The organism is Arsenophonus nasoniae, from assembly GCF_004768525.1.
GTDB lineage: Bacteria > Pseudomonadota > Gammaproteobacteria > Enterobacterales > Enterobacteriaceae > Arsenophonus > Arsenophonus nasoniae.
Map to the genome: position 1 here is coordinate 2,441,539 of NZ_CP038613.1, position 12,545 is coordinate 2,454,083.

Below are 12,545 nucleotides of genomic sequence, written 5' to 3' on the forward strand. Positions count from 1 at the left end.
TTAAACCAGAAGTAACAGTGCTAACATCAACACTGCCCCAAACCCCATAGAAGCCAAATACCAACGGATCTGCCCATTCTGGCTAAAAGTTAAGCCTTTATTGCCCCAACGCGACATCACAGCTGGAATATTCATGAATGAATTGACCGGATCATTTGCCAATAATTGAGCAATTACTTTAAAGGGTTTTATAAAAATAAGGTTATAAAGTTGGTCAAATCCCCATGCCTGATACCACCAAGCAGTAAAAAAACGTCCCACTGGACTTTTAGCAATAGATTTAACAACCTGACGTTTGCCCAGATAGAGAAATATCGCTAGTGCCAGTCCGAGTAATGCAACAATCGCTGAAACTATTTCTAACCTAACTTTACCCGACTCATCGATTGTTTCACTGACAGGGAATATGCCCGCTAACGGTTGAATAATCAGTGCTCCAACAACCGTGGATAATACGGCTAATACCGCTAACGGCAGGGTATGACTAATACCACCGACAGCTTGAACCCTTGCCTGTTTTTTGCCATGAAAGACAATAAAAATCATACGGAAGGTATAGAGTGCGGTCATAAATGCACCAATTATGCCAGCCCACAGTAAAACCGTTTCTCCTTGCAGGGCGGCTCCCCATAAGATATCGTCTTTACTATAAAAGCCGGCAGTAACTAGCGGTATTGCCGATAACGCTCCCCCGCCAATTAAAAAGCAACCATAAACAAAGGGTAGCGTTTTACGTAAGCCACCCATCTTAAATATGTTTTGTTCATGGTGACAGGCAACAATAACTGAACCTGCGGATAAAAAAAGTAACGCTTTAAAAAACGCGTGGGTCATCAAATGAAAAATAGCCGCATCCCATGCCTGAACCCCTAAAGCTAAAAACATATAACCTATTTGACTCATCGTCGAATAAGCCAGTACGCGTTTGATATCGGTTTGTACTAGAGCCGCAAATCCGGCCAATATAAGGGTAACCGCACCAATAATAGCGACTAAATGCAATATTTCCGGTGCCATTAAGAACAAAATATGCGTACGGGCAATTAAATAACCCCCCGCAGTGACCATGGTTGCGGCATGAATAAGGGCAGATACTGGCGTTGGGCCGGCCATTGCATCGGCTAACCAAGTCTGCAAAGGTAACTGAGCAGATTTACCAACTGCACCGCCAAGGATCATTAACGTTGCCCAATTGATAAGCGGCGAACCCGCGCTAATTTGCTGTGGCACTAATAGGCTCAATTGGTGGAAATTCAGAGTGCCAAATTGGTTATAGAGAATAAACATGCCAATGGCTAAAAAAACATCACCAATTCGTGTGACAAAAAAAGCCTTCATGGCTGCTTTGCCATTTTCTGGCTTGGTATAATAAAAACCAATTAGCAAATAACTACATAAGCCGACGCCTTCCCAACCAAGATACATTAGCAGCATGTTGTCAGCCAAAACGAGAATAACCATACTAGCAATAAATAAATTGGTATAAGCAAAAAAGCGTGAATAACCTTCTTCACCACGCATATACCAAGAAGCGTATAGATGAATCAAAAAGCCAACGCCGGTGACAACCGCTAACATGGTTAACGATAAACCATCAAGTACCAGTGTAATAGGAATGTTAAAGTTATCTACTGCTATCCAATGCCACAATGTCTGACGATAAACATAGCCACCATCAGCATTATTAGCATAAAAATCAATCGCTAGCCAACAGGTTATTAGTGCTGCCAAACCTACCGAACCAACCCCGACGATAGCGGACAAATTTTCCGACCAACGTCCGCGAGAGAATGCGAGCAGTAGAAATCCCAATAGTGGCAGCAGAATGGTTAAATAGAGTAAATTCATCCGCGCATCTCACTGACTTCATCAATATTAAGGTTCTGGCGATGACGATGAAGTTGTAATAACAACGCCAATCCTATACTTGCTTCCGCTGCAGCCAAACTGATGGTTAAAATATACATCACTTGACCATCAGCTTGTCCCCAATAACTACCCGCCACTACAAACGCTAATGCCGCTGAGTTAATCATTATTTCTAATCCAATTAACATAAAGAGAAGATTGCGCCGGATCAGTAAACAACTTAAGCCTAAAACAAATAAAATCGCCGCTAAAATTAAACCATGTTGCAGAAGGATCATACTTGTTCCTCCACTTCAGAATGACTATCAACAGCGTGTAGCCGTTTTTCACGCCCGATATGAAATGCCACGACCAGACCTGCCAATAACAATAAAGAAACCAGTTCAACCGCTAACACATAAGGACCAAATAAACTGATGCCAACCTGTTTAGCACTGATCATTTCGCCTTTGATCTGGCTATGTTTTATTGCCACGATGGCATAAACAATAACGCCAAGTAAAACGGCTGAAAGAATGGCTGGGCCAATCCATGCTTTTGGTTGTAGCCAGACACGTTCCTGATCGACGACTGATTTACCTAAATTAAGCATCATGACAACAAACACAAACAGCACCATGATCGCTCCGGCATAAACGATAATCTCTAAGGCACCAGCAAAATAAGATCCAACAGCAAAGAAAACTATTGCTAAAACTAACAGGGAAACGATCAGATACAACAGCGCATGAACTGGATTGGTATGTGTTATTACCCTTAGCGTCGCCAAAATAGCAACCAATCCGGCGACATAAAATGTAAATTCCATAAACATCGTTCCTTATGGCAACAAATCTTTGACATTAATCGGCTTAGCTTCATTATCTGCTTCACCTTTATCTTTACCATTAATCGCCATACCCGTTTTGTGATAAAAATTATAATCTGGATATTTACCTGGCCCTGAAATCAACAAATCCTGTTTTTCATAAACTAAATCTTGGCGTTGGTATTCCCCCATTTCAAAATCGGGCGTTAGTTGAATAGCGGTAGTCGGACAAGCCTCTTCACATAAACCACAAAAAATACAACGGGAAAAATTAATTTGGAAAAATTCTGGATACCAACGGCCATCTGGCTGTTCCGCTTTTTGCAGTGAAATGCAACCAACAGGGCAAACTACAGCACATAAATTGCATGCCACACATCGCTCTTGACCATCAGGATCACGAGTTAATACAATACGCCCGCGATAGCGAGGAGGTAAATAAACCGGTTCTTCCGGGTACATTTTCGTTTCACGTTTATGAAAAGCGTGTAGCCCAATCATACAAATACTACGTATTTGGGTGGCTAAACCAACCACTAACTCTTTTAATGTCATGGCTCAATCCTCCCTTATTAAGCATTGCATAGAATAACGGCTGCTGTGACTAACAGATTGATCAACGTCAATGGCAAACACACTTTCCAACCAAAAGCCATCACTTGATCATACCGCGGACGTGGTAATGAGGCGCGAACCAGAATAAACATCACCATGAAGAAGGCAGTTTTTAAGGCAAACCAAATAAAGCCAGGTAAAAATGGGCCAAGCCAACCACCGAAAAATAAGGTCACAATTAATGCGGAAACGGTGACAATACTGATATATTCGCCGACGAAAAATAGACCAAATTTCATACCAGAATATTCAATATGATAGCCATCAGCCAGTTCTTGCTCTGATTCAGGTTGATCAAATGGATGACGGTGACAAACTGCAACACCTGCGATAACAAAGGTTAAAAAGCCGAAAAATTGGGGAATAATATTCCATAACCCTACTTGTGAATTGACAATATCGATTAAGTTAAAGGAGCCAGCGCGAGCGACGACCCCCATTAATGAAAGTCCCAAAAAAACTTCATAACTTAAGGTCTGGGCAGAAGCGCGCATCGCGCCTAATAAAGAGTATTTATTATTACTTGACCAACCCGCAAACAGTACCGAATAAACCGCTAATCCGGCCATCATGAAAAAAAACAGTAAGCCAATGTTAAGATCGGCAACATACCAAGTTGCACTAACTGGAATAATGGCAAACACCAATAACATGGAACAAAAAGCAATTACCGGTGCCAACATGAAAATACGCTTATCTGAAAATTGCGGGATCCAATCTTCTTTAAATAGCATTTTTATCATATCAGCAGCAATCTGTAATGAACCTCCCCACCCTACCCGATTAGGTCCATAACGATTCTGGAACAGTGCCAATAAGCGGCGTTCGCCAAAACTCATTAAAGCGCCACAAATAACCACTACCAGCAAAATAACTATCGCTTGTAAAACAGCAATAATCGCAGCAGTGATTTCGGTAGAAAATAGCGTCATCATGTTGCCCTCCGTAAATTTTTCACGGCAACACCTGCCATCGATGGCGCAATACCGGGCATACCTAGTGGTAAGCCAACCTGCCCTCGCGCTAAATGATAACTGACACGAACTGGCAATCGATAAACTTGCCCACCATAACTGAATTCAAGCATGGCACCAACTTTCACCGCTAGGTTTTCAGCATCTTCAATATTGAGCATAATATAAGCTTCTAGCATACGTTGTTGTATTGCTTCCGCGCGCTGGGAGGTTTCATCACTACCAAATAAATGATAGTAAGGAGCAACCGTCCATTGGTCATCTTGGCGCTGCCACGCTGGCGGAATAGCAGTAAAATAATCTAGGCGACTATCGGTTGAATTAAATAATCGGATACCCGGATCACCAAAGCGTAACGGCCCGCCGACTTCAGCTTGAAACTTATTCCATGCTTGAGGTGAATTCCAGCCTGGCGACCAAGCAAATGGAATTTGTTGGCGTTTAGCCATGGGACTGTTGTTGCCTTCCATAGAAAAAGCAAATGGCGTATCAATATCTCTTGGCTGGCCAGGTTCACTGACCGTAATATCAGCCAATATTGCGGTACGACCACTATAACGTTGCGGAGATCGTGCTAGTTTTTGTCCGCGAATACGGAATGTCGCATTAGGTGCTGCATCAACAATAGCGGTAAACTGAGGCATGGCGGTTATACAAGCCTTGATCACATGATCTAATTGTGACCAATCTATTTGACGTGTTTCAAACTCTGCCTGCAATGAATGAAACCAACGCCAACTTTCATTGATGGCAATATTAGGTTGGTAATAAGTCGGATCAAACACTTGAAAATAACGTTGTGCGCGACCTTCATTATTAATCATTGTTCCAGAGCTTTCAGCAAAGCTAGCGGCGGGTAAAATAAGATCTGCATAATCCATAATAGCGGTACGCTGATGATCGGCGACAATCAATTTATTAAGCTTATCCAAAGCATTATTAACGCTGTCAACATCACTATGGCGATAAAGATCATTTTCCATAACAACGGCAGTATCAACCTCACCGGATGCGATACGCTCAATTGCCCTATCTAACGGTTGAGCATTCATTAAAGCCAAACCAAAGCTATTCGCTTCAGCAGCAATATAGGTAATGCCGGCTGCGACATTCTGCCCGGTTAATGCAAAGGCTATATTGGCCGCGGCCTGGATAAGTGCGTCACTACCAGCATTGCTACCACTAATAATAAGTGGCTTTTTGGCCTGCAATAATGCTGCGGCCACTAATTCCGCTTTCGCTTTGACATCTGCCGGTAAATCATTAACGGCTGGCGCCTTACTATCCAAAGCGTGAGCAATAGCAAAAGCAAAGCGAGCTTGATCATCAACTGGTGCCCGATAATTTAATGCAGCAACGTCATCTAACCGGCTATCGTCTATATTGGTGATAAATAGAGGATATTTAGCATGTTGGCCTATATTTAACACTGCGGCGATTTGCCAATCTGCCACTTTTTGTGCTGCAGCCATTGCTCTGGCTTTGCCTTTAACCGCTTGACGAACCGCCAATGCAATACGTGCCCCAGTTTGGGTTAAATCTTCTCCCAAAACCAGTACCGCATCATAATTTTCAATTTCGCGCAATGTCGGCGTATAGACGCCGCCCTTTTGCAAAATGTTGACCATTAATTCGAGACGACGCTGTTGTGCTGCGGAAATACCGGAATAAAAGTTATCTTCGCCAACCAGTGCTCGCAATGCATAATTGCTCTCGATACTGGCTCGTGGTGACCCAATACCAATAGTCTTTTTTGCCTGGCGTAAAATTTTCGCCCCCGCTTGCATCGCCTCTAGCGCCGAAATCGTGTGGCGTTTTCCTTTTTTAACTAATTGAGGCTGGCGAGGACGATCTTTACGATTAACATAACCATAACCAAAGCGGCCACGATCACATAAAAAATAGTGGTTTATCATGCCGTTGTAACGATTTTCAATCCGGCGTAATTCACCATAACGTTCACCAGGGCTTGTGTTACAACCGATACTACACTGTTGACATATTCCTGGCGCAAATTGCATATCCCACTTGCGATTGTAACGTTCAGAATGGGTTTTATCAATAAAAACACCCGTGGGACAGATCTCAACTAAATTGCCAGCAAATTCACTTTCTAGCGTACCGTCTTCCACCCGGCCAAAATAGACATGATTATGCGCGCTATAAACACCTAGATCGGTACCATCAGCATAATCCTTGTAATAACGAACACAGCGATAGCAAGCGATACAACGATTCATTTCGTGCCCAATGAATGGGCCCAGATCCTGATTATAATGAGTGCGTTTAGTAAAACGATATTTACGCATCGTATGACCAGTCATCACTGTCATATCTTGTAAATGACAATTGCCGCCTTCCTCACAAACCGGACAATCATGTGGATGATTTGTCATCAACCACTCAACAACACTTGCACGAAACTGCTTAGCTTCATCATCATCGATGGAAATATAGGTTCCATCAGAAGCCGGGGTCATGCAGGACATGACCAGACGACCTCGGGTGTCGTCAGCGTTTTGATATTGCTTAACTGCGCATTGACGGCAAGCACCAACACTACCCAACGCTGGATGCCAGCAAAAGTAAGGGATATCCAGCCCCAGAGAGAGACAGGCCTGCAATAGGTTTTCAGCCCCATTTACATCATATCGTTTGCCGTCTACATATATTGTAGCCATAGTCAGCATGCTTCCTAATGGCCTGCTTTTTAGCAGGCGTTAATCAAAAATTCAGTCGACTTAAATACGTTTTTATTTAGCTTCGGGTAGATTATTACCAACGTTGCTTTAACAAATTTGGCTGAATACCTGCAATTGGACTCAAGTTGGCCAAATTCTGTTGACTGATGCCAGCTTCAAATTCAGCACGAAAATATTTGATAGCACTCTGCAAAGGTTCCACCGCACCGGGTGCATGCGCACAAAAAGTTTTACCTGGCCCAAGAAAGCGACATAGTTGCTCTAATGTTTCAATATCACCGGGTTGTCCCTCACCCCGCTCTAAAGCCTGTAAAATTTTCACACTCCAAGGTAGGCCATCACGACACGGCGTACACCAACCACACGATTCACGGGCAAAAAATTGCTCTAAATTGCGGGTTAAAGAAACCATATTAATTTTATGATCAACCGCCATGGCCAGTGCGGTTCCTAAACGGCTACCCGCTTTAGCGATACTGTCGAAATCCATCGCTAAATCAAGATGCGCTTCGGTCAGAAAATCGGTACCCGCCCCGCCTGGTTGCCAGGCTTTGAGGGTTAAACCTTCACGCATGCCACCCGCATAATCTTCTAAGATTTCGCGCGCAGTGATACCAAAAGGTAATTCCCACAACCCTGGATTATTAACCCGGCCAGAAAATCCCATCAGCTTGGTACCTGCATCTTTACTTTTACCTTCACTAAGGCCGAGATACCACTCTTTACCATGTGCAATAATCGCAGGCACATTACAGAGTGTTTCCACATTATTGACGCAAGTTGGCTTCCCCCAAACACCGGATGTTGCCGGAAAAGGCGGTTTTGATCGCGGATTTGCTCGGCGTCCTTCAAGGGAGTTAATTAGCGCTGTTTCTTCACCACAAATATAGCGTCCAGCACCGGTATGGACAAAAAGCTCAAAGTTAAAACCAGTAGCCAGAATATTTTTACCTAATAGACCCGCTGCTTTCGCTTCCTCAATCGCTTTACGTAAATGTTTGGCTGCTTCAATATACTCACCGCGTAGGAAGATATATCCACGGTATGCTTTTAATGCATAGGCACCAATTAACATTCCCTCGATCAACAAATGCGGTAGCTGTTCCATTAAAAGACGATCTTTATAGGTTCCTGGCTCCATTTCATCCGCATTGCAAAGTAGATAACGAATATTCATGCTGTCATCTTTCGGCATCAAACTCCATTTCAGACCGGTAGAAAAACCAGCACCACCACGACCTTTAAGACCAGCATCTTTAACTAAGCTAACCACTTGATCTGGCGACATGTTTTTTAAGGCGTTTTTAGCACCTTGATAACCATTTTTACTTAAGTACTCCTCTAACCAGACGGGTTGCTGATCTGCACGTAAACGCCAAGTTAATGGATGCGTCTGTTCATTACGGGTAATTTGTCGCTGTGTTGTCATGGATACTGCTCCAATAGCCGTTGAATATCAGATGGCTTTACATGACTATGCGTATCCTCATCAATCATCATTGTAGGACCTTTGTCACAGTTACCCAGACAACAAGTTGGTAATAAGGTAAAACGGCCATCGGCGGTGGTTTGTCCGGGCGCAATCTGCAATAGTTTGATAATTTCAGTCTCAATACCTTGATAACCAGTAATATGACAAACCACACTGTCACAATAACGGATAATGTGACGACCAACCGGTTGACGATAAATTTGACTATAGAAGGTCGCTACCCCTTCGACATCACTAGCAGGAATACCTAACAGAGAGGCAATCGCATAAATAGCACCATCTTCCACCCAACCGCGCTTTTTTTGCACAATTTTCAATGCTTCAATTGATGCAGCCCTAGCATCTTCATAATGATGTTTTTCTTGTTCGATCGCTTCCCGCTCTTCTTCGGTCAACGCAAAATCATGTTTGGTGTGAGACTCTATCCTATTAGCGACATCAAGCCGCTTTTGCTGTTGATTTGGATTAAATTCATCTTGCATTATTAACGATCCACATCTGACATGACAAAATCAATACTACCAAGGTAGACAATAAGATCAGACACCAGACTGCCTCTGATTACAGCAGGAATTTGCTGTAAATGGGCAAAACTTGGCGTACGAACGCGTGTACGATAGCTCATCGTATTACCATCACTGGTCAGATAGTAACTATTGATCCCTTTTGTTGCTTCAATCATCTGGAAAGCCTCATTTGCAGGCATAACTGGTCCCCATGAAACTTGTAGAAAATGGTTAATCATGGTTTCAATATGCTGTAAGGTGCGCTCTTTGGGTGGTGGGGTCGTGAGTGGATGATCAGCTTTAAATGGTCCAGCCGGCATATTATTTAAGCATTGCTTAAGAATATGCAGGCTTTGCCGTAGCTCTTCTACTTTTAACATCACACGATCATAACAATCGCCGTTGTTGCCGATGGGAACCTCAAATTCAAAGTTTTCATAACCTGAATAGGGACGCCATTTACGAATGTCGAAATCAAGACCCGTTGCCCTTAATCCAGCACCAGTAACCCCCCAATCTAATGCTTCTTTAGTCGTATAAGCGGCAACCCCCACTGAGCGTCCTTTAAGAATACTATTTTGCAATGCTGCCTTTACATAAGAATCGAGACGCTTTGGCATCCAATCCAGGAATTCCTGCAACAGTTTCTGCCAACCTTGTGGTAAATCATGGGCAACGCCACCGATCCGAAACCAAGCAGGGTGCATACGGAAACCAGTGATTGCTTCAATGATGTCATATATTTTTTGCCGATCGGTAAAGGCAAAGAAAACCGGTGTCATCGCACCGACATCCTGAATAAAAGTACTGATATAGAGTAAATGGCTGTTAATACGAAATAACTCTGACAGCATAACGCGGATAGTCATAACGCGCTCAGGGACATCAATACCTGCCAGTTTTTCTACCGCTAATACATAAGGCATTTCATTAACACAGCCACCTAAATACTCAATGCGGTCAGTGTAGGGAATATAACTGTGCCAGGATTGGCGTTCGCCCATTTTCTCTGCACCTCGATGGTGGTAACCAATATCAGGTACACAGTCGATAATCTCTTCACCATCAAGTTGCAGTACAATTCGAAAAGCGCCGTGAGATGAAGGATGATTCGGGCCTAGGTTCAAGAACATAAAATCCTCATGTTCGTTGCCTCTAGCCATCCCCCATTCTTCGGGTTTAAAGGTCAGTGACTCCATCTCTAAATCAAGCTTCTGTTTGGTTAAAACAAAAGGATCAAATTCAGTGGCTCTGGCCGGATAATCTTTACATAATGGATGTCCTTGCCAGGTTACTGGCATTAATAACCGCCGCAAATTCGGATGGCCAGTAAATGTTATGCCAAACATATCCCATACTTCACGTTCATACCAATTAGCATTGGGAAATAAAGAAACTAGAGATGGAACATTAAGATCTTTCTCACTAAGCGCCACTTTCAACATAATATCGCGGTTACGCTCAATGGAAATGAGATGGTAAAAAACGGAAAAATCAGCGTCAGGTAAACCATGCCGATATACTCTTTGCCGTTCATCAACCCCATGTAAGTCAAACAGCATCACATAAGGTTTAGGCTGCTTTTTCAAAAACTCTATCACGGCAAGAAGTTGTTCACGTTTGATCCATATGACTAACATTCCCGTACGAGTTGATTGAATGGTGAAAGCATCTGGACTAAATTGGTTACGCAGTGCCAAAATTATTGGATCATCGCAATGATCATAAGTTTGCCATACTGGCCTGACACTTTCTTGCGTTATCTGATCTGTTATCATTATGCACCACAACACTTGATCAGGTTTATTACGACCGCAACACATTGCTTCTGTTACGCTGAATAGCTTATTTATAAGCCTTATATTTCATCGGGTGTCCGTAGCGTTTTAACCGCTATTCTTTCCCCACGTTTACGCTCTTTTTCAGATTGCATATTCGCGCGATAAACACCCTGATCGCCGACCACCCATGATAATGGACGACGTTCTTTACCAATCGATTCTTGTAATAATAATAAAGCTTGCATATAAGCTTCAGGACGTGGTGGACAACCGGGTATATAAACGTCAACAGGAAGAAATTTATCAACCCCTTGAACAACAGAATAAATATCGTACATACCCCCCGAGTTAGCACAAGCCCCCATCGAAATCACCCATTTAGGCGCTAACATTTGATCATAAAGTCGTTGAATAACAGGAGCCATTTTAGTAAAACAGGTTCCAGCAACAACCATAAAATCAGCCTGTCGCGGTGATGCCCTTAATACTTCAGCACCAAACCGGGCAACATCATGTACCGCCGTGAAAGAGGTCACCATCTCAACATAGCAACAGGAAAGGCCAAAATTGTATGGCCAAAGAGAATTTTTTCTGCCCCAATTCACCATATTATGTAAAGCATGCTCTAATTTACCCATATAAACACTACGATGAACATGCTGTTCTAATGGATCTCCGACAACTTGTTGTGTTTGCAAGGGATAACGGTCATTCTCACCATTTAAGTCAATGCGAGTGAGCGTATAATCCATCTTTAAATGCCTCAATTTTACTAGGGGTGACGATTGTTGGTTTTAATTACTTCACTTGGTTTTGCAACATGGCGACATGAACGCACTGGTGTCCAATTAAGTGCCCCAATACGAACCAAGTAGAATAAGCCCACCAATAACACCAAAATAAAAATACTTGCCTCAATAAAGCCTAACCAACCACTTTCTTTAATAGAGACTGCCCACGCATAAAGGAATAACGCTTCAACATCGAAAATAACAAAAAACATGGCAACCAAGTAAAATTTGGCTGATATACGCAAACGGGCACTACCAACAGAATTAATACCCGATTCATAAGGGATATGCTTTGCTCTGGCTTGGGATCTACCACCAAGGTAATAGGCACCAAGTAACATTAAGGAACACAGACCAAGAGCACCGATAAGATAGATTGCAAAAGCCCAATGATGAGCAAATACTTCAATAGATGTAGACATACTCGCTGCTTACTCATTATAAATAAAAACGGTGTCATTGCTTTGCTCTTGAATTAGCGCAATATTACACCACACTAACCATAATTAGATGAGAAGAAAAATTAAAATCGACAGACAAACATCAATTTTCTTCAACTTTGTCCCTCTCACCACTATTTTGTTTATAGAATAATGCCTCTCTTCGCACCTTTTACCGTAAACTATAAATTAAAAAACATCGCTAGCTAAAACGGGACAGCTCATTCAACTAATACTCACAGCTAGTAACTAGTGTAACTGATATTTCGTTTTTTCTACACCATTATCTCAGGAAAAACCTGTTTTAAAACAGCATCAGTTCCGCTATTTTTTGATCATGCGCACAATTCTGTTGAAAAAACACAACTGATTAAAAAATAATCAACTTTATATGATTATATTAACGACTATCATTTTTCACAACTCTATAAATAAACCTAATTTTTAGATGAAATAAAAACCCTTCAAGTCAGAATAGATTTTTTGCTAAAATAAAATTTAGTACTATTGATAAGAAATATTTAAATAATGTTTGTTAAACAATGCCTTTGTTTATCGCAATAATAA

General features: G+C 42.2%; 11 protein-coding genes. All 11 read right to left on the reverse strand.

What is annotated here, in order from left to right; translation table 11 throughout:
- Complete coding sequence (gene nuoL / locus ArsFIN_RS12235) at positions 1–1,848, reverse strand: NADH-quinone oxidoreductase subunit L (protein ID WP_026822040.1); 1,848 nt, start codon at positions 1,846–1,848, stop codon at positions 1–3.
- Positions 1,845–2,147, reverse strand: coding sequence for an NADH-quinone oxidoreductase subunit NuoK (nuoK, locus tag ArsFIN_RS12240; RefSeq protein ID WP_026822041.1), 303 nt, complete (start codon positions 2,145–2,147; stop codon positions 1,845–1,847). Before nuoK ends, nuoL begins: the two co-directional genes overlap by 4 nt.
- Positions 2,144–2,677 carry an NADH-quinone oxidoreductase subunit J gene (gene nuoJ, locus ArsFIN_RS12245; protein WP_026822042.1) on the reverse strand — a complete coding sequence of 178 codons (534 nt, stop codon included), beginning with the start codon at positions 2,675–2,677 and terminating at the stop codon, positions 2,144–2,146. The genes nuoK and nuoJ overlap by 4 nt, the downstream gene beginning before the upstream one ends.
- A gap of 12 nt (positions 2,678–2,689) precedes the next feature.
- Positions 2,690–3,232: an NADH-quinone oxidoreductase subunit NuoI gene (nuoI, locus tag ArsFIN_RS12250; RefSeq protein ID WP_026822043.1), complete on the reverse strand. Its 543-nt coding sequence runs from the start codon at positions 3,230–3,232 to the stop codon at positions 2,690–2,692.
- Positions 3,233–3,249: 17 nt separating this feature from the next.
- Entirely contained in the window at positions 3,250–4,224 is a 975-nt protein-coding gene (gene nuoH, locus ArsFIN_RS12255) for an NADH-quinone oxidoreductase subunit NuoH (protein ID WP_026822044.1), read from the reverse strand.
- Entirely contained in the window at positions 4,224–6,947 is a 2,724-nt protein-coding gene (nuoG, locus tag ArsFIN_RS12260) for an NADH-quinone oxidoreductase subunit NuoG (RefSeq protein WP_026822045.1), read from the reverse strand. Before nuoG ends, nuoH begins: the two co-directional genes overlap by 1 nt.
- Before the next feature lie 94 nt (positions 6,948–7,041).
- On the reverse strand, positions 7,042–8,397 hold the full coding sequence (gene nuoF, locus ArsFIN_RS12265) for an NADH-quinone oxidoreductase subunit NuoF (RefSeq protein ID WP_026822046.1): 1,356 nt from the start codon (positions 8,395–8,397) through the stop codon (positions 7,042–7,044).
- Entirely contained in the window at positions 8,394–8,942 is a 549-nt protein-coding gene (gene nuoE / locus ArsFIN_RS12270; protein ID WP_026822047.1) for an NADH-quinone oxidoreductase subunit NuoE, read from the reverse strand. The genes nuoF and nuoE overlap by 4 nt, the downstream gene beginning before the upstream one ends.
- Positions 8,943–8,944: 2 nt before the next feature.
- On the reverse strand, positions 8,945–10,744 hold the full coding sequence (gene nuoC, locus ArsFIN_RS12275) for an NADH-quinone oxidoreductase subunit C/D (protein WP_034249286.1): 1,800 nt from the start codon (positions 10,742–10,744) through the stop codon (positions 8,945–8,947).
- A gap of 80 nt (positions 10,745–10,824) precedes the next feature.
- Positions 10,825–11,499 (reverse strand): NuoB/complex I 20 kDa subunit family protein, encoded by a 675-nt coding sequence (locus tag ArsFIN_RS12280; protein ID WP_026822049.1) that lies wholly within the window; start codon positions 11,497–11,499, stop codon positions 10,825–10,827.
- A 20-nt stretch (positions 11,500–11,519) separates the two neighbouring features.
- The gene (locus ArsFIN_RS12285) at positions 11,520–11,960 is read right to left on the reverse strand and encodes an NADH-quinone oxidoreductase subunit A (RefSeq protein WP_026822050.1); all 441 of its coding nucleotides are present in this window, start codon (positions 11,958–11,960) and stop codon (positions 11,520–11,522) included.
- Between the last annotated feature and the right edge of the window lie 585 nt (positions 11,961–12,545).

Coding starts and splice junctions, on each gene's coding strand:
- nuoL (WP_026822040.1), bottom strand. CDS start 1,848: ATGAATTTACTCTATTTAACCATTCTGCTGCCACTATTGGGATTTCTA.
- nuoK (WP_026822041.1), bottom strand. CDS start 2,147: ATGATCCTTCTGCAACATGGTTTAATTTTAGCGGCGATTTTATTTGTT.
- nuoJ (WP_026822042.1), bottom strand. CDS start 2,677: ATGGAATTTACATTTTATGTCGCCGGATTGGTTGCTATTTTGGCGACG.
- nuoI (WP_026822043.1), bottom strand. CDS start 3,232: ATGACATTAAAAGAGTTAGTGGTTGGTTTAGCCACCCAAATACGTAGT.
- nuoH (WP_026822044.1), bottom strand. CDS start 4,224: ATGACGCTATTTTCTACCGAAATCACTGCTGCGATTATTGCTGTTTTA.
- nuoG (WP_026822045.1), bottom strand. CDS start 6,947: ATGGCTACAATATATGTAGACGGCAAACGATATGATGTAAATGGGGCT.
- nuoF (WP_026822046.1), bottom strand. CDS start 8,397: ATGACAACACAGCGACAAATTACCCGTAATGAACAGACGCATCCATTA.
- nuoE (WP_026822047.1), bottom strand. CDS start 8,942: ATGCAAGATGAATTTAATCCAAATCAACAGCAAAAGCGGCTTGATGTC.
- nuoC (WP_034249286.1), bottom strand. CDS start 10,744: ATGATAACAGATCAGATAACGCAAGAAAGTGTCAGGCCAGTATGGCAA.
- ArsFIN_RS12280 (WP_026822049.1), bottom strand. CDS start 11,499: ATGGATTATACGCTCACTCGCATTGACTTAAATGGTGAGAATGACCGT.
- ArsFIN_RS12285 (WP_026822050.1), bottom strand. CDS start 11,960: ATGTCTACATCTATTGAAGTATTTGCTCATCATTGGGCTTTTGCAATC.